The sequence below is a fragment of the Listeria monocytogenes genome (assembly GCF_041765605.1).
In the GTDB taxonomy this organism is placed as follows: Bacteria; Bacillota; Bacilli; order Lactobacillales; family Listeriaceae; genus Listeria; species Listeria monocytogenes_D.
Genome location: NZ_CP168900.1, coordinates 1,676,026 through 1,699,839 on the forward strand (window position 1 = coordinate 1,676,026; position 23,814 = coordinate 1,699,839).

Below are 23,814 nucleotides of genomic sequence, written 5' to 3' on the forward strand. Positions count from 1 at the left end.
TATAGTATACCAAACAATAACCCCCTACCCAGGATGTCAGTTTGGCTATTTTAAAGCATTTACAAATACAATTATAGCACAAAATAAAAATACCCTCAAAAAAAGAAGTGATTTCTCACTTCTTAATTTCGCTGTTCTATTTTTAATTCGGTTTCTATTTTTCCATTTCCGTCAATTTGAACTGCTCGAAATCTGGCGTCATGGTATGATAAAAACCAATAATTTTCACCAAAAGTTTGCTTAAAAATTTCTTGTTTGGCAGAGATAGAAGTCATTGGATAATCATCATAAGCAGTGACCCAAAGCACATTTTGATGCGCAAATGTCGGGAAAATATCCGCCATATGTATCGCTTTTTCTCCGTCCGATTCTATCCATACAACTGAATGCCCATTACTATGTCCACCTGTGTGCGTCATTTTAATCGCATCGTTGAATTCTTTTTCTTTGGTAAATGTATGAATTTGTCCCGCTATCGTTTGCCAGTTTTCTTGCCAGTATGTTGCTTTTGAACGAATGTTTGGGTGTTGCATTTCCTCCCATTCTGTTTTGGAAGTCCAGATTTCCGCATTGGGAAAAATGGAATAAAAGTTCCCCTCTTCCGAAACACCGGTCAGACCTAACACATGATCGAAGTGCAAATGTGTCATCAAAACATAATCAATGTCTTCTGGAGCGATAGATAATTGCGCCAAATCTTCTAGTACAAACGATTCTTCCGTCACACCGTAATTCCGTTTTTGTTTTTCTGTAAGCCGTCTGTTCCCTAGCCCGCTATCAATTAAATAATTTTTCCCTAAGTACTGAAAAAACATCGGATCGGTTACGTTAGCTAATTGATTTTTGTCATTTGCGGGATATTTTTTCTCCCATAATGGTTTTGGTACAACGCCAAACATTGCGCCACCGTCAAAATGAGTATACCCTCCGCGTAACCAATGAATCTTTATTTTTCCAATTTGAATGGAATCCACTTTTTAACGCCTCCCATAAAAAATAAAAACCAGATGCAGCAGATGCACCTGGTTATCCTGTTAATTTCTATCAAATTTTGCTTCAAGACGATAGATGGGGAATCCTTTAGCTGAAAATTTTTCTTCGTATTCAGTTTTGATATTCCCTTCGTAATCGCTATTATGCAGGTCAAGCGATACAAAAGTTAATAACATATTGTATTCTGAGAAAGCTACCAGCGAATATTCGAACAAACTACGATTATCGGTTTTGAAATGAATCTCCCCCGCTTTCGGTAGCAGTCGCTCATAAATAGTTAAGAATGTTGGGTTCGTTAGTCTACGTTTTGTATGGCGTTTTTTCGGCCATGGGTCGGAGAAGTTTAAATAAATTTGTGCTACTTCTCCTTTTTCAAAACATTCTTCTAGTAATTTAGCATCTCTAGCAACTAATCGTAAATTAGGGACGTCCGCTTCAATCGCTTTATCGAGCGCCGAAACGAGCACGCTTTCGATCATTTCGATACCAATATAGTTAATTTCCGGATTTGCTTTTGCCATGCCACTAATAAATTGACCTTTACCGGAACCAATTTCGATATGGATAGGATTATTATTTCCGAATACTTCTTGCCACTGACCTTTGAAGTCCTCTGGGTTTTTGATATAAATGGCCGGAAATTCTTCTAGTCTATCTTTTGCCCATGGTTTATGTTTTACACGCATCTTTCTTTACACCTCATCATCTTCTATAGCATTTTGAAAAATTTGTTTTGCTCGTTCATTCGCTTCGTCTGTTTGGTCAGTTGTGAGCTGCATAACTGTTTGACAAATCGTATACCATTTTAATTTGCGATGTAATTCATCGGTTAATTCGGTACCGTAATTAGAGAGCCAACTTACCCAATCTTCTCTCGGGATATATTGGTATAAAATCATTCCGATATCATTCGCCGCATCAGCAAGCATCGCACCATCCCAATCAACAAGGAACAGTTCGTTTTCCTCTGAAATAATCCAATTATTATGATTAACATCTCCGTGACAAACTACATAATTAGTCGTCTTTGCAGCAGAGAGGTTCTGTTCTAAATAGTGAATAGCTTCTGTTATTTCTTCTGATAAATCGTTAGTATCTTTTGTTTTTACTTTTACGAGAGTCAAAAGCTGCTCTGCAGAGAAATAGCAATTTTCGATTTTTGCTAGCATGTGTTGCAAGTTTTCTGAATGGTGGATTTTACCTAATAGTTTTGCCACTCGCGGTCCAACCATTTCTTCACGTGTCAAAATATGGCAATTCACCCATTTTTGAGCAGTGATGACATCTCCATTCTCTACGCGTCTCGTCCAAACTAATTTTGGAACGATATTTTCTACAGAAAGCGCAGCTAAAAAAGGCGAAGAATTTCTTTTTAAAAAGAATTTTTCGTCTTCATGTGTTGCAACGAATGCTTGGCCAGTTTCCCCTCCGGCCGGGGCTATGTCATATTCTCTCCCAAAAAAGTTATCTTTCATCTACATGCACACCTTTTACTAGCTCTTTGCAACTTCATTATCCCTCGTTTATTTCACTTCCGAACAAATAGGTAACTATTCATGATTTTACTTCTCTTAGCCTTACTAGTCAAGTCAACATATGTTCGTTATCTAGATTTTTTTACAAATTTACTTTATTTACACAAAAAAAGTGCATTCCATCAAAATGGAACACACTTTTTTCATTATTTTATGCTTCTTCGGTTTTAGTAACAATTGGATCCATGGCACTTCTATTTTTTTGTATAAATAGTGCTAGGACACAAGCAACTACAGAAAGAATTCCGGCAACTAAAAAGGCCGTTTCAATTCCGTGGATAAGGACATGGTTGGCAATATCTGTTTTCGTTTTACCAATCACATCGGCTGGTCCGAGCTTAGTAGCAAAACTCGCAGCACTTTTAGACATAACCGTTATAAGCGCCGCTGTTCCGATTGAACCAGCAACTTGACGCATGGTATTAAACATTGCTGAACCATGAGATGCTAGTTTTAATGGAAGCGAGTTGAGCGCTGCTGTTTGCAGTGGCATCATAACCATCGCCATCCCAGCTGAACGAATCGTTTGTACAATAATAATAAAAGTCAATGTAGTAGATTCATCCAAGTTGGTAAACATGAAGGTCGATCCCGCCATGATAATCAAGCCAACAAGTGATAAATATTTAGCCCCAAAACGGTCAAACATCACCCCAGTTACAGGTGAAAGTATCGCCGTGACAAGTGCACCTGGCAAGAGAACAAGCCCCGATTCTAGTGGTGAAAATCCTCTAACTGTTTGCAAGAAAATTGGTAGTAATAACATGCCACCAAAAAGTCCCATTACAACAAAGAAGCTAATTGCAGTTGTAAGTGCAAACGTTGGATACTTAAATACTCTAAAGTTAAGTAGTGGTGCTTTGTTGCTAGTTTGATAACGGATAAATATTCCTAATACAACTAGTCCAAGAATAATAAACCCAGCTACTTTCCAAGTTAACCAATCATGATCTCCAGCATTACTAAATCCTAGTAATAAACTACCAAACCCAACGGTGGACATGATAACTCCAAGAATATCGAGTTTCGGGAAAGTTCTTTTTCCGACATTTTTAAGTAAGAAAATTGCTACGACAATATCAAGTATCGCGAATGGAATAATAATAAAGAATAAATTGCGCCAATCATATTGTTGAACAATCCAACCTGAAAGCGTCGGACCAATCGCTGGAGCAAAGTTCATGGCAAGTCCAATCAAGCCCATTGCTCGCCCTCTTCGTTCCATTGGGAATAAATTTAATACAACAACGGTCAGTAGTGGCATAACAATCCCAGCGCCAATTGCTTGTACCATCCGCCCAGCAATCAGCATCGTATAATCTGTCGCAAATCCGCCAATCGCTGTACCAATCGCAAAGGTAATCATCGCGAATAAATAAAGTTGACGCGTTGTAAATCGTTCAATTAAAAAGGCCGTCATTGGAATCATGACACCATTAACTAACATAAATCCAGTCGATAACCATTGCCCTTGACTAGCTGTAATTCCAAAATCTTTCATAATACTTGGTAGCGCGACATTCATCAACGTTTGGTTGAGAATCGTAACAAAGGCGCCCATAAGCATAACAATCAAAATACCATTACGCTTCACTGATGTACTTGCTGCTTTCATATTCAATCTCGTGCACCTTCCCTTTCTAAAATAGTGATAATCTCTTGGTGCATTTCTAGCATTTCTTTTAACCTATCTTCGCCAATCTCTAAGATAGGTTCTAAGCGGTTGAAGAACACATGATACGTTTCTGCTGCTTTTGTAGCTCCTTTTTCGGTTAACTCTAGGCTGAGCGCGCGGCGATTACTTTCATTTCTTGTACGCTTCAAAAATCCCGCTTTCACTAGTCGATCTACAATACCAGAGACAGTACTTTTACCAAGCTTCATTCGTTCTGCTAATTCGCCAAGTGTTAATTCTGATTCTCTTTGTAACTCTCTGATTGCGAGTAATTGGGTTGTTGTAATCTCCCTATTCGCTGCTTCTTCTGCAAGCACATGATGCGTTTTCCGTTGTACTTCGCGAAAAGAGAAAATAACCTCTTTCACTAATTTTTCATCCATTGACTTCCCTCCGATTGTTCGCTCTCAAATATTTCGCATGCGAACTATTAGCCTATTGAATTATACACCTCCAAAAAAATTTGTCAATTGCTTAAAACAAGGCTTTTCACACTGAAAGCGGAGCCAATGGCGTAATTTCAACGGATAAAAAAGTTATATAAATTTTTACATAGGTATCAGAGCGCAAAAAAACCTTCCTAAAAAAGGAAGGTTTCTACTTATTTATTTTGCAAATTCTAATTCGCCACATGCTTGAACGATTTCTTCTACAAAATATTGATGCAGTTTTGCGGTAATAGGTCCGCGTTTTCCGTCAGCTACTTGCACGCCGTCGATATGGGTAACTGGGGTAATTTCGATTGTTGTGCTTGAAATGAATACTTCATCGGCTTCACGAAGATCTGTTAAAGTAAAATCAGCTTCTTTGACCGGAATACCATTCTTTTTCGCAACAGCAATAATTACTTGACGAGTAATACCATTTAAGATTAAATTATCTGCTGCGTGAGTCCATAACACACCGTCTTTAATAATAGAAATATTGGAAGCTGAACACTCAGTTACTTGCTCTCCGCGGTGTAAAACAGCTTCTAGCGCATTTTGTTGATGTGCTTTGTTTTTTGCTAAAATATTTCCAAGTAAATTCAAACTCTTGATGTCACAGCGTAACCAACGAACATCTTCTTCTGTAATTACTGGTCCACCTTGCACAAATTGTTGTTCATTTCTTGGTACTTCACGAGCTGCTGCTGTTAAAACACCTTCCAGCGGGAAATCATCTGGCATAACATGATTACGCGGGTTTTGAACACCACGAGTTACTTGCAAATAAACATTCCCTGTATTGATGTTATTTTCGGCAACTAATTTTTCAAGTAACGCCCGTAACTCTTCTTTAGAATAAGGAATAACTAAATCAATTTTTGCTGCACTCGCATATAAACGATCAATGTGTTCATTATAAGTGAAGAATTTTCCATTATATAGACGAACTACTTCATATACACCATCACCAAACTGATATCCGCGGTCTTCAATGTCAACTGTGGCATCTTCTCTTTCCACTAAATGGTTATTTACTAATACTTTCATCTCGAGTCTCTCCTTGCATAGTTAATTTTTGGAACTATCTAAAAACTTAATGAAACAAAGAAACTGCCGCAAAACTAAGCTTTGCAGCAGTTAATTTTTTCAATTATAACCCTTACTTCGCTAATTTGTAAAGTGCTTCTGCGTAAATTGCTGTAGCTTTTAACAAATCATCAAAATAACTGAATTCGTCTTTTTGGTGCATCGTGTCTTCGCGGCCTGGGAATAGTGCGCCGAACGCTACACCTGTCTCCATATGGCGCGCATAAGTTCCGCCACCAATTGCTAGTAAAGTAGCTTCTTCACCCGTTTGTTTTGTATATACTTCTTGTAAAACTTGAATTAGCGGATGATCTTTTGGTACGAAAAGTGGTTTGGAATCTTCGTAATGCGTGTATTGCGCGTTGTACTCATAAACCACTGTTTGCATTTTATTTTTCAATTTGTCCATATTAGCAGTTACTGGATAACGGAAATTAAGTCCGTATTTTCCACCTTCTGCTACATCGTAACGAATAACACCAACATTCATTGTTAGCTCGCCACTTTCTTCGTCTTCATAGCTAATGCCTAATTTAACTGCACGGGAATCGCCGAATAGGTAATCGCGACCAAATGTAACGAAATCATTTGCAGCACCGGTTAGTTTGAATTTACCAAGGAAGGCTACTAAATGAAGACCAGCGTTTACTCCGTTATTCGGTTCCATCGCATGCGCAGATTTACCAACAATATTAATTTTAACGGACTTGCCATTTTCTTCTAGTGTTCCTTCTACTGGATGATTTGCTAGGAATGTTTTGAATGCACTCGCTACTTTATCAAAGTCTTTTACGTCTTCTAAAATAGCTGTCGCATGATCAGGAACCATATTGTAACGCTCGCCTGATTCAACGCTAAGTAAACGGAAAGCCGCTTCCCCGCTTGCTTCACCATCTTTAAAAGATACATCTAGTTCTGAGATACCTTTTTCTGCGTGAATAATTGGGAATTCTGCATCCGGAACAAAACCAAGTGTTGGTTGTTCTTCTGTTTCAAAATAACGTTCCACACAGCTCATACCGCTCTCTTCATCAGAACCAACAATGATTCTAACACGGCGAGAAAGTGGTAAACCTAGCTCTTTAATGATTTTCAGTGCATAGTAACCTGCGATTGTTGGGCCCTTATCGTCCGCAACCCCACGAGCGTATAATTTGCCGTCGCGTAAAGTTGGTTCGAATGGTCCGTTCGTCCAACCATCACCAACTGGTACTACATCCACATGGCCTAAAACGCCAACTAGTTCTTCTCCTTGACCATATTCAAGGTGTCCTGCTACGTTTCCAACTTCTTTCGCTGTGAAGCCGTCTTTTTTACCAAGTTCAATCATATAGTCGAGCGCGCGTTTCACGTCTGGTCCAAACGGCGCATCTTCTGTTTTTTTACTGTCATCGCGAACACTCGGAATGCGAAGAAGCCCTTTTAAATCTTCTAAGAAATCATCTTTGCGTGATTCCACTTCTTTTTGCCAATTAATTTCTGTCATAATTGTTATTCCCTCCTTCAAACTTATCATCTCTATTGTAAACTGTTTTTACGTTGCTTGGAAGCCGGAACTCCCTATTTTCTCATAAAACCTTTAATTGCTTCAAAATCCCAGCGTTCCATGCGCGAAGAAAAAACGATATCGATGACGTTTAGGCTTTCTTTTTCTAGTGGTAAAAAGCGATATTCTTCGTGTTCATCGGATAATTCAATTTCGCCACCTTCTGGCATTTCTACTAAATAAATAACACCGGTAATTTGGAAATCCTCATGGAAAAATTCCCACGTATCATATAAAATAAATGGCTGTACTTGTAATTTTGTTTCTTCATAAACTTCTCTAAAAAGGGCTTCCCCGTGTGTTTCACCGTAATTCATGCGGCCTCCAGGAAGTTCAAAAACTTCTCCTTCTACCCCTTTTTTCTTTAGTGCTAAAAATTTTCCGTCTTTTACGATAACTGCTTTCACTGCAGGATATATAGGTTTCATTTTACAAAAGCCTCCTTATCATTTAAGATAAACATGATTTATCTGTTCTTTATTTTACCCGGTTGAGTAGATAAAAGCCAGTGTCATAAGGAGGTTTTACAAAAATGAAAAAAATAACACCAAAAGCAATGTGCGCATGGATTCCTAAACGCGAAGATGAAACACATAAGGGTGACTATGGGCGCGTTCTGATTGTCGCTGGAAATAAACAATTTGGTGGTGCTGCTATTATGGCGGCAGAAGCTTGTGTCAAAAGTGGTGCTGGTTTAACAACCGTGGCCTCCGATAGTGTCAACCGACCTGCTCTCCAAACGAGAATACCTGAATGCATGTTTATTGATTATGAAAACATCTCAAGTCTCAGCGAACAAATCAGCCAATTTGATACGATTTTAATTGGTCCTGGACTTGGACTTGATGCCTATGCGGAAGAAATTTTTCGTTTAGTTTTAGAAAAATCAACCGAACAGCAACAAGTAATTATTGATGGTGATGGGATTACTATTTATGCAAAAGGAGAAAATCCCCATCCTGCCGCGAAACTAACTTTTACGCCTCATGCTGGAGAATGGGAAAGACTTAAAGTATTAGCACCAGATGCCGTAACACCAACTGATGTAGCGCTTGCTATCGACGCAACGATTGTTTTAAAAGGTCACCGTACAAAAGTGTATTCTGGCGAGTCCGCTTGGCAAAATATGTACGGAACACCAGCAATGGCAACAGGTGGTATGGGTGACACGCTTGCCGGTACAATTTGTGGATTAATGGCGCAAACTGAAAAGCCGATTACTGGCACTCTAGCCGCGGTCTTTCTTCACAGCTATATCGGCGAAATTTTGGCTAAAAAACGCTATGTGGTACTTCCAACCGAAATTGCCGAAGAATTACCGACTTACTTGAAAATTTTTAGTGAAACAGACGAACATGCCTAATAAAAAAATCCTCTCTTTCAAAAAGGGAGGATTTTTTTCTATGCTTTTTTAAATCTATTCGTCCATAAAGCTAATTTTTTATTCCAAATGAAGTAGCATCCGATGCCGCTGAAAAGTGCTGCATTACCGATTAAGAATCCTGCCACCACATCGCTTGGAAAGTGCACTCCTAAGTATACGCGCGAATACATGATGAAAATAACCAAACCCAAAGCCAGCATGCCGATTACAACTTGAAGCCATCTACGGCTCACGTATAGAATTAACAAGAAAGCAAGCATGCCATAAAATACCGTAGAACCGGTCGAATGTCCACTTGGAAAACTAAATCCACCTTGTTCGATTAATTTATACGTAGGCCTTGGTCGTTGAACGATATTTTTTATAATTGACGGGATAAGCGCCCCACCAATTAAAACAACACCACCAAACCAAATCGCCATATCTACTTTTCGAATGACAACAAATATAACGACAATGACTGCTGTTAAAATACAAATGGTCGCGACTCCGCCAATATCCGTTAGATAAGAAATCACCGTTGTTTTCGTATTCGTAATGCCTACACGGATAATACTGTTCCAATAATCATCAAAATGTTGAATCCACTTTGCACCGGTCATAACGCCTGTCATAAAGAAAATAAATCCCAGGAGAGCGATACCGCTAATAATAAATGGTGTTTTTTTCATATAATCCTCCTAGCGAATTCTTAATTTTTCACGCAGTCTCGTTCCACGTGGTCCAAATAATTTATCGGATAAGTGGAGTTTAAATGCCATGTAACCATAGAAAATTGCACCTACCCCGCCGCAAACGATTGTAATCATTAATGCAGGAATTTTCCGGTCTGTTGATACAAAGTTAGACATCATAATATAAAGCGCAATAACTACAAGCCCCATTAAAGCCGTCATCCCAAAGAAAAGTACCGTTCGCCGTAAAATAACTTTGAACGAAAAACGAACATATTTCTTAATAATAAGCAGCATGAAAATGCAAGATACTGCATAGCCAATTCCGGTTGCAATAATGGATCCCTTTGCCTCAAATAACATAATGAGCGGCATTTGAAGAACTGATTTAGCCAGTAAACCGAGTAATAAACCAAGTACGGTAAATCGTTGTTCATCAATCCCTTGAAGGACTGCAGCAGATACGCTAAATAAGGAGAATAAAATAGCGATTGGCGCAAAAAGTTGTAGTAATGCTGTACCGTTATCACTTGGCGAGAAAAACACCGTAAATAGCGGTCTTGCTAGCATCGCAATCCCAAAACAAGCTGGAATTGTTAAAAATAATAAAATTTGAAAAACATCATTAAGTTGACGCTTCACTTGCGCATATTCTTTTCTCACATAAGCTCCCGTCACTAGTGGGACAAGCGCCATCGAAAATGCAATCGCGAGTGTGCCGGGAATCATAATCAATTTTTGTACATCAAAGTTAATAATTGCCACATAAGAATTCACTAGTTCCGGAGTAATGCCAATATATTCCAGTACCCGTCCTAATGTAAACTGGTCAATCAATTGATAAAGAGATGTAGCAGATCCAACAATAATAAACGGAATCGCCGAAAGAATAATATCTTTATAAAGTGTCGGGATAGAAATTTTCACAGTCCCTCTGTCTTCTAAAAGCATTCGGTCCAGTCCAGGTTTTCGTTTGTAAAAATACCAAAGAAGTAAAAGTAGACTTGCAAAAGCGCCGACAAAAGCAGAGAAAGTAGCAATACTAATAGCCGTTACAACATTTCCATCAAGTACGTACATGACAATAAATGTTCCAGCAAGTAAGAACATAATCCGAACAACTTGTTCTAACACTTGTGATACAGCGGAAGGTCCCATCGAATTATATCCTTGGAAAAAGCCTCGAAGTAAACTCATTACCGGAATAATTAGTAAGGCGAAACTAACTGCACGAATAACTTGAATCCCATCTGCTAAACTATAACCGCCCTCCAGTTGTTGCATTCGAGCAAGCGTTGGAGCAAGTCCATACATTGCTAGGAAACAGACAATGCCGGAGAAAATCATTAAATATACACCGGTTTTAAATAAACGTCGACCTACAGCGTATTCTTCCATCGCATTATATTTTGCGATATATTTAGCAACAGCTAACGGAATCCCTGCAGTCGCAATGCTTAAGAATAATTGATACGGCACATAACCGAAATTATATAGAAGCGCTGGTTCATCTCCTCCAATAATCGCATAAAACGGAATCACATACAATATTCCGAGCACTTTAGAGATTAATGTCCCTAGCGTCAGAATAAATGTTCCTCTGAGCAGTTTTGAACCCATCGTCTAACTTCCTTTACATTAAATTATATATCCTTGTTTACTTTACCATTAACTCTTTTAAAAAAAAAGAACAAACCCAAATAAATATCGGCTTGTTCTTTACAAAAAGTTTAAATCAAATGAAGTTTTTTACGAATTTTATACAATCGGTTCCCTAGAATATAGTTTAATAGCCCAGCTTTTGCAGCTAAAAATGCATAAATATAAGCACCAAATCCCGCGGCAACAAACACAATGACTAAGGCTGTTAATCTTGCATGCGGATTTAAAAATAAAATTAACCCATGATAAATTATCCAGACACTAAGAAGCATCACTGCGCTAATTCCTAAAATAAGTAAAAGCCGTCTAAGTAAATATTTAAACGAGTACTTCGCATATTTTTTAATAATAAAAATGGTGAATACTACTGAAACAATATAACCAAGTCCCGTAGCTAGTGCCCCACCTTTTGCTCCTAAAAGTAAAATTAATGGCATTTGTAACACCGATTTTGTCAGTAAACCAAGTAAGAGACTAAGAACCGTGTACCGTTGTTCATCAATTCCTTGCAAAATCGCGGCTGTTACACTAAATAACGAGAAGAATATGGCAAATGGTGCAAAAAACTGAAGTAACATCGAACCATCTGCATTATAACCATAAAAAATGGTGTAAAGCGGATCCGCTAAAAGTGCAATTCCTAAACAAGCTGGCACAACTAAAAATAGTAACACTTGGAAAACGGCCGTCAAATGATGATGAACTTCCCGAATTCGCCCTTTATGGAAAGATGCCGCCACTAAAGGCACAAGTGTCATCGAAAATGCCAAGGCTAAAGTTCCTGGTATCATAATAATTTTTTGAACAGAAAAGTTGAAAATTGAAAGCAAATCTTCCGCTGTTTTCCCGTCCATACCATCGTAGGTTAAAACACGAGCAAACGTAAATAAATCAATTTGCTGATAAAGGGACATCGCCATTCCAACAATAATAAATGGCACCGCAGATATCGAAATTTCTTTTAATAGATGAAAAGTCGAAACGCGCAACTTGTTGTCACTGCCAGCAATCATTTTTTGAATACCCGGCTTCCGTTTTCGGTAATACCAAATGAGGCAAATCAAGCTGAAAAACGCACCAACAAAAGCCGCAAAAGTCGCTAAACTCATCGCTGTAACAAGACTTCCACCAATTAAATGTAAGACAATATACGTACTAGCAAGTAAAAATACAATTCTCGCTATTTGTTCAATTACTTGTGACACGGCAGAAGGTCCCATCGAATGAAATCCTTGGAAATACCCACGAAGTAAACTCATTACGGGAATAATAAGTAATGCAAAACTTACTGCGCGAATAACCGTCGTAATATCTTCAATACTCGTTCCGCCACTAACCTCTTGCATCCCCGCGAGTATCGGGGCAAAAATATACATTATTAAAAAACTAACAATCCCTGTGAATATCATTAAATACGTACTTGATCTATACAATCGCTGACTTAAAGCATATTCATTTAACGAATTATACTTCGAAATATATTTGGCGACTGCTAAAGGTACCCCAGCTGTCGCGATATTTAAGAAAATTTGGTAAGGGACATACCCATATTGATAGAGAATCGTTGCTTGTTCCCCGCCAGCAATCCAGTAAAATGGAATAACATATAAAATCCCTAAGATTTTTGAAAGCAATGTTCCAGCGGTAAGCACAGCCGTTCCTCGCATTAATTTTGAACTCATAATTTCTGTTACCTCGATTGATTTTTTCTTTTAAGTCTGTCTGTTAAATTGGGTTATGTAAAAATCATTCTTACACTACTACTTTTATCGCGTTCTTCTAAGATTTAAAATACAAGTTACACTTAAAGCAAGTAGTACTGCTGGTAAAATAAGCGAAACAAAGTTCACACCACTATTAATCATCGATAAAATAACACCAAGAATAGTAAATGCAGCGTATAAATAATATACAAGCGGCGTAATTATAATGCCTTTTCTAAGTTTGTTAAAAGAAAGAAATAACATAATTGTAAACGCAATACAAATAACTGCCATAATGGTAGTCGTCATAATCGTATTTTGAACGACCGCAGTGGCATGTGCATTAGCAAGTACTTCTTTTCTTTGTTGTAATGCAAAAAGACCTACAATAGAGACTGCACTTAATACTGCTTGAATAGTCGATACAATCGCTATTCCAAGCGTGACATTCTTCGTGTTATTGAGCATTCTCGCATGCTCTGGTTTAACTTCAACAGACATTCTTACAACTCCTCTTTAACATTCTATACACCAGACTTTACCATATTTAAAGAGAAATTGTAAGTAGTAATTAGTTTTCGATTCGAACTTCTGCGGCCTTTTGTAAAAACGCTCCTAGCTCTGCCGTTTTTTCTTCATGTAACATTTGCACGACTTTACTACCGATTATTACACCATCACATACGTGCGCAAATTTTTCCACATGTTCAATAGAAGAAACACCAAAACCTGCGAGAACTGGAACAGGGCTAATGCTTTTCAAATAAGCTAAATGGTTATCAATATGGGCATCAAATTCACTCCTCACACCGGTAGTTCCGTTAACTGTTACTGCATAAATAAACCCTTCTGCCTGTTTCGCAATTTCTTCGAGGCGCTCTTTCGGACTTGTCAATGAAACAAGCGGAATAAGTGCGATATCTGTCCCTTGAAGTTCTGGTGTAATCAGTGTTTGGTGCTCATAAGGTAAATCAGGAATAATAAGCCCTTTCACCGGCGTTTTCTGCACCAATTCAACAAATTTCGGGATGCCTAAATGAAAAATCGGATTAATATAACTCATAATAATTAACGGAATTTGTACTTTACTCCTAGCCAATTTATTTAAAATGGCTTCTAAACTCACTTGCTCCTTTAAAGCACGTAACCCAGCAAGTTGAATAATCGGACCGTCGGCAACCGGATCAGAAAAAGGAATACCAATTTCAATCGCGCTTACACCAGATTTTTCTAGAAACAATAACTGTTCTTCTAAATTATCTAAGCCACCATCGCCACCCATAATGTAAGTAACTACGGCTGCATGATCTTTTTTCGCTAGTTTATTCGTTAATGTTTTAGTCATTTGTTTGTCCCTCCAAGCGTTCCTTTAGTTGGTTAACATCTTTATCTCCGCGACCAGATAAGCAAACGACCATACTTTCTTCTGGACGCATCTGGCTTGCAAGTTTGACTGCATAACTAATCGCGTGCGAGCTTTCAAGTGCAGGAATGATTCCTTCTGTACGACATAAAAGTTGAAATGCTTCAACGGCTTCATCATCGGTAACAGAATGGTACGCTGCACGACCTAAATCACGGAAAAAGCTATGCTCCGGACCAATACCTGGATAATCTAAGCCTGCTGAAATCGAAAATGCTTCTAAAATTTGCCCATTCTCATCTTGTAAAACATCCATCATCGCTCCGTGTAAAATCCCGATTTCTCCTTTGGAAATAGTTGCTGCATGGAATTCAGTTTCTAAACCGTGCCCCGCTGCTTCTACCCCGTGCATTTGAACAGAAACATCGTCTACGAATGGATAAAACAAGCCCATCGCATTGCTACCACCACCTACACAAGCGACAATTGCGTCAGGAAGTTTGCCTTCTTTTTCCAAATGCTGTTTTCTGGCTTCTATTCCAATAACACTTTGGTAATCACGAACAATTTCTGGAAATGGATGCGGTCCAAGAACGGATCCCATAATATAATGTGTATCTTCCACATTAGCAACCCAGAATCTGAGCGCCTCATTTACTGCGTCTTTTAATGTTCTGCTTCCTGCTTTCACGCTTACTACTTTTGCACCAAGAAGTTCCATTCTAAACACATTGAGTGATTGGCGTTTCACATCTTCTTCTCCCATAAAAATAGTACATTCCATATTAAAAAGTGCTGCAACAGTTGCAGTCGCCACTCCGTGTTGTCCTGCGCCAGTTTCTGCCACTACTTTTTGTTTGCCCATTTGACGTGCGAGTAAAGCTTGCCCAATAGTATTATTGATTTTATGCGCGCCAGTATGATTTAAATCTTCGCGTTTTAAATAAATTTTTGCTCCGCCCGCATGTGCTGTTAATTGTTCAGCAAAATAAAGTGGTGTTTCTCGGCCCACATATTCTTTTAAATAATAGTTTAATTCTTTTTGAAAAGCAGGATCTGTTTTGGAAGCTCGGTACGCCTCATCTAATTCTTTCACTGCTTTCATTAATGTTTCTGGTACAAATCTGCCGCCAAATTTTCCGTAAAAGCCATTTTCGTCAGGTGCTTGATAAGTCATTATTATTCCACTCCTTTTGCTGTTTTAATGAAGCATTTAATTTTCTCCGGATCTTTTTCTCCGTTTGTTTCTACGCCAGAGGAAATATCTACTGCATATGGTTCAAAGCGTTTAATGGCTTCTTGTACATTCTGAGCATTTAATCCGCCAGCTATAATTAATTTGTTTTTCGTAAGCATGTCTCTATTTATTTTATCCCAATCAAATGTTTTTCCGCTGCCGCCTTCGTATTCCTCTGCTGGTGCATCGAGTAAAATATAAGCGTTTGGATAGTCATTTATATTGGTAGGAATTTTCCCATCTTTCACAGGAAAAGCTTTGATTACTTCTGCATCTGTGCGATTTGCTTGTTTTGCGGGTTCTTGTCCGTGAAGTTGAACAATGTCTAATGGCACACCTTTGATTGCTGCCATTAACTCTTCTTCAGTAGGATTAACGAATACCCCGACTTTTTTGACGTTAGCGGGAATATTTTTAGCTAATTCATGTGCCTTTTCCACCGTAACTTGGCGTTTACTTTTTGCGAAAACGAAGCCAATCATATCTGCGCCATTATCGACCGCAGCCGCAACATCTACTGCTTTTTTCAATCCACAAATTTTTACAATCATCGTGTCACCTTCAAACTTTTCGCCGCTGCTTCTGGAGTCGCTTCTCGCATTAGCGCTTCTCCAACAAGTACTGCATTATATTTTTGACTAACCCGAGCCACATCTTCAGCTGTTCGAAAACCTGATTCACTTATGAAACAAGCATCCGACGAGAAATCGCTCGCCAGTCTTTCACTTACTGCAATATCCACTTCAAATGTATGCAAATTACGGTTGTTCACACCAATGAGTTTAGCTCCAATTTTTTGAGCAACAGCTAATTCTTTCTGGTCATGTACTTCCACTAACACTTCCAAATCAAGCGCCAGAGCTTGTTCAAACAGGGTAATTAGCATCTCTTCTGTAAGTGCAGAAATAATTAGCAATACAACCGTTGCTCCCGCATTTCGAGCACGAATCAATTGTTTTTCACTAATAATAAAATCTTTACATAGTACAGGAATTTCGACATTTTTCGCTACTTCTCGCAAATCTTCAATCGAGCCTTTGAAAAAAACAGGATCTGTCAAAACAGAAATCATTCCTGCACCCGCAGCTTGATAAGACTTGGCTTGCAGAACCGGATTCACGCCCATATTGATTTCCCCTTTAGAAGGAGAGGCGCGTTTTACTTCTGCAATAAGTTGCATCGTGTTGGTATTTGCTTTTAAAAATTCATAAAACGAATAAGTTTTCCGTTTTTCGGCTACTTTTTCTAAGGGCATGTCTGCAACTTCTACTGCTTTTTGCGCTAAAATTTCTTCTAAAAATGTCATTTTGCTAGCACCTCTTTTTGATAAGTAATTAAATCTGCCAATTTTTGTTTGGCTAAACCACTTCTAATTAAATCTCTTGCTAAATCCACGCCTTCTTGTACCGTCGCCACTTTGCCGTTTGCAAACAAACCAAATCCGGCATTTAAAAGCACTGTATCTAAGTAAGCTCCTGGTTCTCCGTCAAGCACACTACGCAAAATGGCTGCATTTTCTTTAGCATCTCCGCCTGTAATTGCTTCGAGAGGATAGCTAGTTAAACCAACATCTTCCGGACGCAGTGTATATAAGTGAACTTCGCCATTTTCATATAACGCATAATGATTTTCTCCAGCCAGAGAAGCTTCATCCATAAAACCAGCGCCATTTAAAACGACTGCGCGTTTTCGTCCAAGTTGGCCGAGTACTTCCGCTGTTTGCTCTAACAAATCACGACGATAAATTCCCATTAATTGCGTTTCTAAATGGACCGGATTTGTGAGTGGACCAATCAAATTAAATATCGTTGGCGTTCCAAGTTCTTTTCGAACATCCATAACGTACTTCATATTCGGGTGAACATGTGGCGCGAACAAAAAGGCAATCCCGACTTTTTCGAGTAAATAAGTCATATCTTCTGGGCGCATATTAATATCAATCCCTAATTCCTGACAAACATCAGCACTACCTGAACGACTAGAAATACTTCTATTCCCATGTTTCGCAACTGGAATCCCCGCAGCCGCAAGAACAAAAGCGGACGTGGTACTAATATTAAAACTATTGGATTTATCTCCACCTGTTCCGCAATTATCCATTGCCGTCCCAGCTGGAAAAGCGACTTGAATGGCTACTTGTTGCATCGCCTGCGCGATTCCCGCCATTTCTTCTGCCGTTTCTCCTTTCACTTTGAGCGCCATTAAAAAAGCAGCTATTTTCGTTTTCGAAAGTCGTCCTTCAAAAATTTCTGTTGCGATCATTGTCATTTCTTCTTTGGATAAATTTTCTTGGTCATATACTTTTTGTAGTAAGATTTCCATTTTCTCGCGCCCCTTCCACTATATGAATAAAGTTTTCCATCATTTGTTTTCCATCATTCGTACCAATTGATTCAGGATGAAATTGCAAACCGTAAACCGGATAATCTTTTACTTTCATTGCCATCACTTCCGCATCGTCCGTCGCTACTGCTAACACTTCCAAAACTTGTGGCAACGTGTTTTTATCTACTATTAAAGAATGATAACGCATCACAGGCATTTCTTCCGGTAAATTAGCAAAGATTGCTCCAGCGGTTTGCCGCATAGTAGAAACTTTCCCGTGGCGGATTTTCGCCGCTCTTTTTACGTCTCCGCCGAATACCTCACCAATCGCCTGATGACCTAAACAAATTCCAAGCAAAGGCTTTTCTTTCGCAAATTTTGCAACTACTTCTTCTAAAAGACCAGCATCACTTGGTTTTCCTGGTCCCGGTGAAAGAACTATCCCATCAGCCAAAGCTGCTACTTCCATTAAATCAGCCGCATCATTCCGTTTCACTACCACTTCACTAAATTCTGCTAAATACTGTTCTAAATTAAATGTAAAAGAATCATAGTTATCAATTAATAAAATCATTCTCCCACCTCCAAAAGTGCCTTCGCTTTTTGCAATGTTTCCAAATACTCGCTTTCCGGGTCAGAATCATAAACAATTCCTGCTCCAGCTTGAACATATGCTTTTCCGTTATGAAGCACCATCGTTCTAATCGAAAGCGCAAAATCTGAATCGCCATTTTTGGTTAGATAGCCAACCGCACCAGCATAAGGACCACGTTTCACATTTTCCCATTCATAGATTCGCTCCATGGCTCTTATTTTTGGTGCCCCGCTAACTGTACCTGCTGGAAGCGTCGACCGAAGAGCATCCATTGCTGTCAGTCCGGGTTTTAAAGTCCCTTCTACTACTGAAACTAAATGCATTAAGAAACGATATCTTTCAATAGTAAGGTAAACGGGTACATGCACCGATCCCGTTTCGGCGATTTTCCCAATATCATTTCGCCCAAGATCTACTAACATCCGGTGCTCTGCCAATTCTTTTTCATCCGCTAACAATTCCGAAGCAAGTAATTCATCTTCTTGTTTCGTTGCCCCGCGCCGTCTTGTTCCTGCAATAGGATTCGTAATTACCGTCCGCCCTTTTGTTTTGATCAAACTTTCTGGGGAAGATCCAATCAACACCGTATCCCCAAAATCAATGAAAAAAAGATAAGGAGAAGGATTTAATAAACGTAATTTCCGATAATAATCAAATGGCGTCACGGTAAAATCTGCTTCTAGTCGTTGCGAGAGAACAATTTGAAAGAAGTCACCCTCTTGGATATAGGTTTTTGCTTTTTTCACTAAGTCCATGTACTCCTCTTTCGTGTAGTTACTCTTGTATGTCATTTTGGGAACATGGACAGCTTTGTGCTCTTCCTTTTTCGGCGTTGTAAGTTCAGTAAACATTAATTCAAGCGCCTTATCTAGTTCCGTCTCACTTCTTCCCGAATAGCAATTATCTTGCACTAAAATAAGTTCTTCCGCCTGATGATCCATAATCACAAAACTTTCATATACATAAAAACGAATATCTGGCATATCCCGAGTTTCTACTGGAATTTCGCCTAAATTCTCATAAAGCGCAATGACATCATAACCAACATAACCAATTGCGCCTGAATCAAGCGGTAAATCTGCTTCATCTTCTTTTGCTTTTTCGATAAATAATTCAATTTCTTTTAAAGGATCTTCGACAATTTGATGCATACCGTCGATATAATAATCATGTTGATATACTTTAATTTCATGGACTGGATTAATGGCAATAATCGAATAACGTCCAGCCTCCGCATCTTTCGCCGCCCCCTCTAGCAAACTTTTTCCTGTACCTGAAAGTCTTTGAAACGCCAGAATAGCCGTTAGTGTGTCAGCATCTATTTTTTTCGTTTTTCTCATCTTAATCATCCCTTCTTCTCTACTAAAATAAAAAAAGTCCTCTGAAAAAGCGCAAAATCATGCTTTCTCAGAGGACGAGTTATCGCGGTGCCACCTCAGTTTAGGGATTAACCCTATCTCCGTGCTGCAATATTTGCAGCTGCTCTATAACGGGAGCACCCGTTTACCCCTACTTGATTTCAAGGTATCACGCACAAGGCCCATTCCTAATTCATCTATTTATTAGCTCCCACCAAACGCTAACTCTCTTTAAAAATCGATGAAAAAGTACTATTCTTGTTTCATGTTTTCGTTTTATAAAATTAAAAAAGGGCCTCTCTCCAAGCCTAGCAAATATACTAGACAAGGACGAGAAACCCGTGGTACCACCTTGATTAACTGCAAAAACAGTTCACTTAATCCATCCAAATTCCGAATGGGTGCCTTGTGTAACGATAAGGCCTAATCGCTGTATCCTACTAAGAAAATCCTTTCAGATCAGAGCTCAGAAGTCCATTCACATCATGTCCGCTACTGACTTTCACCAACCGTCAGCTCTCTAAAAACTTTCATCATGCTACTTACTCTTCTTCAATGCTATCGTTTTTTACTTGTGTTTATCTTACATAAGAAAATCACGAAAGTCAAGAAAATAAAACTACTTTATACTAAAAAGGTTGCAAAACGATCATTAATAAACAAGTAAGAAAAAAGAACTATCTCCCTATAATATATTTCACCCCAGAAAAAGCATGCTATTTTCTCTATTATAATAAATATCACCTCCCCTAAAACACTTATAAAATATAGGTTCCGAAATGATAATCAGCTTAAATTCCAATGATAAAAACACTCATATAAACCATGCCTAATTAACTAAAAAAGGCTTTTCCAAAAGGACTTTTCAACCATCTTTATTAATTTGTGAAGTTTTTCACGTGAAACACTGGACAAACTTTTGTTGATGGATTATACTAACGGTGTAATCAAATAAAACAAAAGAATACGGCAAAGCAACAAGCTAAATTTTTTTGGATTATCAGGGACGTTAAAAGTCTACTATGGACATTTTAAGTCCCGAACAAATATTAGGAGGTTCTGGAAAATGGCAATTAAAGAAAATGCGGCCCAAGAAGTATTAGAAGTTCAAAAAGTGATTGACAGATTAGCAGACAATGGACAAAAAGCATTGAAAGCATTTGAAAGTTACAATCAAGAACAAGTAGACAATATCGTTCACGCAATGGCACTTGCCGGACTTGACCAACATATGCCCCTTGCAAAATTAGCAGTAGAAGAAACTGGACGTGGATTATACGAAGATAAATGTATTAAAAACATCTTCGCGACAGAATATATTTGGAACAACATTAAAAACAACAAAACAGTAGGCGTTATTAATGAAGATGTACAAACTGGTGTGATTGAAATTGCTGAACCAGTTGGTGTTGTTGCCGGCGTTACACCTGTAACTAACCCAACATCTACTACTCTTTTCAAAGCAATTATCGCAATCAAAACACGTAACCCAATCATCTTCGCTTTCCATCCAAGTGCACAACGTTGTTCATCTGAAGCAGCAAAAGTTGTTTATGATGCAGCAGTTGCAGCTGGAGCACCAGAACATTGTATTCAATGGGTAGAAAAACCTTCCCTAGAAGCAACAAAACAATTAATGAACCACGATAAAGTAGCACTTGTACTTGCAACTGGTGGTGCTGGAATGGTTAAATCAGCATACTCTACTGGTAAACCTGCACTAGGTGTTGGACCAGGTAACGTACCAGCTTACATTGACAAAACAGCTAAAATCAAACGTTCTGTTAATGACATCATTCTTTCTAAATCTTTTGACCAAGGTATGATTTGTGCTTCTGAACAAGCAGTCATCGTGGACAAAGAAGTCGCTAAAGAAGTTAAAGCAGAAATGGAAGCAAACAAATGCTACTTCGTTAAAGGCGCTGAATTCAAAAAATTAGAAAGCTATGTAATCAACCCTGAAAAAGGAACACTTAACCCAGATGTTGTTGGTAAATCCCCTGCATGGATTGCAAACCAAGCTGGCTTCAAAGTTCCAGAAGATACAAAAATTCTTGTAGCTGAAATTAAAGGTGTTGGCGACAAATACCCACTATCTCACGAAAAATTAAGCCCAGTTCTTGCATTCATCGAAGCTGCTAACCAAGCAGAAGCATTCGATCGTTGTGAAGAAATGTTAGTATACGGAGGACTTGGACACTCCGCAGTTATTCACTCTACGGATAAAGAAGTTCAAAAAGCATTTGGTATTCGTATGAAAGCTTGCCGTATCATCGTAAATGCACCAAGCGCACAAGGCGGTATCGGTGACATTTATAACGGCTTCATCCCTTCCCTAACACTAGGTTGTGGATCTTACGGTAAAAACTCTGTATCACAAAATGTAAGTGCGACTAACTTGCTGAACGTTAAACGTATCGCGGATCGGAGAAATAATATGCAATGGTTCAAACTTCCACCAAAAATTTTCTTTGAAAAATATTCCACTCAATACCTTCAAAAAATGGAAGGCGTTGAACGCGTATTTATCGTAACTGACCCAGGAATGGTTCAATTCAAATACGTTGATGTAGTAATCGAACATTTGAAAAAACGTGGCAACGATGTAGCTTACCAAGTATTTGCTGACGTTGAACCAGATCCATCTGACGTTACAGTTTACAAAGGTGCAGAACTAATGAAAGACTTCAAACCGGACACAATTATCGCTCTTGGTGGTGGTTCCGCAATGGATGCTGCCAAAGGTATGTGGTTATTCTATGAACACCCAGAAGCTTCATTCTTCGGCTTGAAACAAAAATTCTTAGATATCCGTAAACGTACTTTCAAATATCCTAAACTTGGTGGAAAAGCGAAATTCGTTGCAATTCCAACAACAAGTGGTACAGGTTCTGAAGTAACTCCATTTGCGGTTATTACAGACAAAGAAAACAACATTAAATACCCTCTTGCTGACTATGAACTAACTCCAGACGTTGCGATTGTTGATGCACAATATGTAACTACTGTTCCAGCACACATTACTGCTGATACTGGTATGGACGTTCTAACTCACGCAATTGAATCTTATGTATCCGTAATGGCAAGCGATTATACTCGTGGATTATCTATCCGCGCAATCGAACTTGTATTTGAAAACTTACGTGAATCTGTTCTTACTGGTGATCCTGATGCGCGTGAAAAAATGCATAATGCTTCTGCCCTAGCTGGTATGGCGTTTGCGAATGCGTTCCTAGGAATTAACCACAGCTTGGCACACAAAATTGGACCTGAATTCCACATTCCTCACGGTCGTGCGAATGCAATCCTTATGCCACATGTTATCCGTTATAACGCGCTTAAACCTAGAAAACATGCGTTATTCCCAAGATATGAAAGCTTCCGTGCTGATGAAGATTATGCTCGTATCTCTCGTATTATCGGCTTCCCTGCTGCAACTACAGAAGAAGGCGTTAAATCACTTGTAGATGAAATCATCAAACTTGGTAAAGATGTTGGTATCGACATGAGTCTTAAAGGACAAAATGTTGCTAAAAAAGACTTGGATGCGGTTGTAGACACACTTGCAGATCGCGCATTCATGGACCAATGTACTACTGCCAACCCTAAACAACCACTTGTAAGTGAACTAAAAGAAATTTACCTAGAAGCTTACAAAGGTGTCTGAAACTAGCTAACTTGTCCACCATTAATATATAAAGTTAGAAGAAAGCGCAAGTCCATCCCAGGGCTTGCGCTTTCGCTTTAGTACTAAAATTAGTATAATGGAACAAGAATGGAGTTGATTCAATGATACAAGCAACGGTTCCCTACTTTACTTTTGACGGGGAGGCCACAGAAGCACTAGATTTTTATAAAAAAGTGTTTCAAGCAGAAATTACGCAAATGCGTTATTTTCACGAGCTGGAAGGATTCTCAGGAGATAAAAAACAAGGAAAACGAATCCTCCATGCAAGACTTACGAAAGACGAGAAAGATTTATTTTATTTCTCCGACACGCTTGAAGGCGAAACAGACGCGGGCAATCGCCTAGCACTTGCGGTGAATTTTAGTTCGGAAGCAGATTTTGTTCATGCTTTTGTCCTACTATCCAAAACCGGCACCGTCGAAATTCCGATCCAAAATACATTTTGGGGCGCAAAATACGCGAAAGTAATCGACCACTACAGCATCGACTGGCATCTCAACTTAGAAAACGAGTCTACTACTAAAGTATGATTTTTACCCCTTCTCTAGCCGAATGTATTTAG

The 23,814-nt window shown here is 38.8% G+C and carries 22 protein-coding genes and 2 other annotated features; of the genes, 3 read left to right on the plus strand and 19 right to left on the minus strand.

Features of this window, described 5'->3' with window-relative positions; all coding sequences use genetic code 11:
• Nucleotides 1-122: 122 nt before the first annotated feature.
• The 8 genes from AB2Q86_RS08565 to AB2Q86_RS08600 all read right to left on the minus strand — a co-directional run bounded on the left by AB2Q86_RS08565 (nt 123) and on the right by AB2Q86_RS08600 (nt 7,691).
• Nucleotides 123-974, minus strand: coding sequence for an MBL fold metallo-hydrolase (locus AB2Q86_RS08565; protein WP_012581233.1), 852 nt, complete (start codon nt 972-974; stop codon nt 123-125).
• Nucleotides 975-1,034: 60 nt separating this feature from the next.
• On the minus strand, nt 1,035-1,679 hold the full coding sequence (gene trmB / locus AB2Q86_RS08570) for a tRNA (guanosine(46)-N7)-methyltransferase TrmB (protein WP_012581232.1): 645 nt from the start codon (nt 1,677-1,679) through the stop codon (nt 1,035-1,037).
• A 6-nt stretch (nt 1,680-1,685) separates the two neighbouring features.
• Nucleotides 1,686-2,468 (minus strand): phosphotransferase family protein, encoded by a 783-nt coding sequence (locus AB2Q86_RS08575; RefSeq protein ID WP_012581231.1) that lies wholly within the window; start codon nt 2,466-2,468, stop codon nt 1,686-1,688.
• A gap of 211 nt (nt 2,469-2,679) precedes the next feature.
• Nucleotides 2,680-4,149: a multidrug efflux MFS transporter MdrM gene (gene mdrM, locus AB2Q86_RS08580; RefSeq protein WP_014589080.1), complete on the minus strand. Its 1,470-nt coding sequence runs from the start codon at nt 4,147-4,149 to the stop codon at nt 2,680-2,682.
• On the minus strand, nt 4,146-4,586 hold the full coding sequence (locus tag AB2Q86_RS08585; RefSeq protein ID WP_003729654.1) for a MarR family winged helix-turn-helix transcriptional regulator: 441 nt from the start codon (nt 4,584-4,586) through the stop codon (nt 4,146-4,148). Before AB2Q86_RS08585 ends, mdrM begins: the two co-directional genes overlap by 4 nt.
• Nucleotides 4,587-4,808: 222 nt before the next feature.
• Nucleotides 4,809-5,678, minus strand: a complete 870-nt coding sequence (dat, locus tag AB2Q86_RS08590) for a D-amino-acid transaminase (RefSeq protein WP_003727356.1) — start codon at nt 5,676-5,678, stop codon at nt 4,809-4,811.
• A 112-nt stretch (nt 5,679-5,790) separates the two neighbouring features.
• Nucleotides 5,791-7,203 carry a dipeptidase PepV gene (pepV, locus tag AB2Q86_RS08595; protein ID WP_003727355.1) on the minus strand — a complete coding sequence of 471 codons (1,413 nt, stop codon included), beginning with the start codon at nt 7,201-7,203 and terminating at the stop codon, nt 5,791-5,793.
• A 74-nt stretch (nt 7,204-7,277) separates the two neighbouring features.
• The gene (locus AB2Q86_RS08600) at nt 7,278-7,691 is read right to left on the minus strand and encodes an NUDIX domain-containing protein (protein ID WP_003729656.1); all 414 of its coding nucleotides are present in this window, start codon (nt 7,689-7,691) and stop codon (nt 7,278-7,280) included.
• A gap of 104 nt (nt 7,692-7,795) precedes the next feature.
• On the opposite strand from AB2Q86_RS08600, the gene AB2Q86_RS08605 reads away from it, so the two are divergent.
• The gene (locus tag AB2Q86_RS08605; protein WP_003726738.1) at nt 7,796-8,626 is read left to right on the plus strand and encodes an NAD(P)H-hydrate dehydratase; all 831 of its coding nucleotides are present in this window, start codon (nt 7,796-7,798) and stop codon (nt 8,624-8,626) included.
• A 38-nt stretch (nt 8,627-8,664) separates the two neighbouring features.
• Here the strand turns inward: AB2Q86_RS08605 and AB2Q86_RS08610 are convergent, their stop codons facing one another.
• From AB2Q86_RS08610 to trpE, 11 genes are all read right to left on the minus strand, one after another.
• Nucleotides 8,665-9,318, minus strand: a complete 654-nt coding sequence (locus tag AB2Q86_RS08610) for a phosphatase PAP2 family protein (RefSeq protein WP_012581230.1) — start codon at nt 9,316-9,318, stop codon at nt 8,665-8,667.
• A gap of 9 nt (nt 9,319-9,327) precedes the next feature.
• On the minus strand, nt 9,328-10,941 hold the full coding sequence (locus AB2Q86_RS08615) for a polysaccharide biosynthesis protein (RefSeq protein WP_003726740.1): 1,614 nt from the start codon (nt 10,939-10,941) through the stop codon (nt 9,328-9,330).
• 110 nt (nt 10,942-11,051) lie between these two features.
• Nucleotides 11,052-12,665 (minus strand): polysaccharide biosynthesis protein, encoded by a 1,614-nt coding sequence (locus tag AB2Q86_RS08620; RefSeq protein ID WP_012581229.1) that lies wholly within the window; start codon nt 12,663-12,665, stop codon nt 11,052-11,054.
• 84 nt (nt 12,666-12,749) lie between these two features.
• Entirely contained in the window at nt 12,750-13,187 is a 438-nt protein-coding gene (locus tag AB2Q86_RS08625; protein ID WP_012581228.1) for a hypothetical protein, read from the minus strand.
• Between the two features lie 70 nt (nt 13,188-13,257).
• On the minus strand, nt 13,258-14,031 hold the full coding sequence (gene trpA / locus AB2Q86_RS08630; RefSeq protein WP_003726797.1) for a tryptophan synthase subunit alpha: 774 nt from the start codon (nt 14,029-14,031) through the stop codon (nt 13,258-13,260).
• Nucleotides 14,024-15,226, minus strand: coding sequence for a tryptophan synthase subunit beta (gene trpB, locus AB2Q86_RS08635; protein ID WP_003727351.1), 1,203 nt, complete (start codon nt 15,224-15,226; stop codon nt 14,024-14,026). The genes trpA and trpB overlap by 8 nt, the downstream gene beginning before the upstream one ends.
• Before the next feature lie 2 nt (nt 15,227-15,228).
• Nucleotides 15,229-15,837, minus strand: coding sequence for a phosphoribosylanthranilate isomerase (locus tag AB2Q86_RS08640; protein ID WP_012581227.1), 609 nt, complete (start codon nt 15,835-15,837; stop codon nt 15,229-15,231).
• Entirely contained in the window at nt 15,834-16,592 is a 759-nt protein-coding gene (gene trpC, locus AB2Q86_RS08645) for an indole-3-glycerol phosphate synthase TrpC (protein WP_003732530.1), read from the minus strand. The genes AB2Q86_RS08640 and trpC overlap by 4 nt, the downstream gene beginning before the upstream one ends.
• Complete coding sequence (gene trpD / locus AB2Q86_RS08650) at nt 16,589-17,608, minus strand: anthranilate phosphoribosyltransferase (RefSeq protein ID WP_012581226.1); 1,020 nt, start codon at nt 17,606-17,608, stop codon at nt 16,589-16,591. The genes trpC and trpD overlap by 4 nt, the downstream gene beginning before the upstream one ends.
• A complete protein-coding gene (locus AB2Q86_RS08655) occupies nt 17,580-18,185 on the minus strand; it encodes an aminodeoxychorismate/anthranilate synthase component II (protein WP_012581225.1) in 606 nt (201 codons plus the stop codon). Before AB2Q86_RS08655 ends, trpD begins: the two co-directional genes overlap by 29 nt.
• A complete protein-coding gene (trpE, locus tag AB2Q86_RS08660) occupies nt 18,182-19,546 on the minus strand; it encodes an anthranilate synthase component I (RefSeq protein ID WP_012581224.1) in 1,365 nt (454 codons plus the stop codon). Before trpE ends, AB2Q86_RS08655 begins: the two co-directional genes overlap by 4 nt.
• A gap of 67 nt (nt 19,547-19,613) precedes the next feature.
• Nucleotides 19,614-19,839: a binding site (T-box leader), on the minus strand.
• Between the two features lie 48 nt (nt 19,840-19,887).
• Nucleotides 19,888-20,129 (minus strand) — a binding site (T-box leader).
• A 501-nt stretch (nt 20,130-20,630) separates the two neighbouring features.
• Between trpE and lap the strand changes: the two genes are divergently transcribed.
• Both lap and AB2Q86_RS08670 read left to right on the plus strand, forming a co-directional pair.
• The gene (lap, locus tag AB2Q86_RS08665; RefSeq protein ID WP_003729668.1) at nt 20,631-23,231 is read left to right on the plus strand and encodes an adhesion-mediating acetaldehyde/alcohol dehydrogenase LAP; all 2,601 of its coding nucleotides are present in this window, start codon (nt 20,631-20,633) and stop codon (nt 23,229-23,231) included.
• 122 nt (nt 23,232-23,353) lie between these two features.
• Nucleotides 23,354-23,782, plus strand: a complete 429-nt coding sequence (locus AB2Q86_RS08670; RefSeq protein WP_012581223.1) for a VOC family protein — start codon at nt 23,354-23,356, stop codon at nt 23,780-23,782.
• The last annotated feature ends 32 nt before the right edge of the window (nt 23,783-23,814 follow it).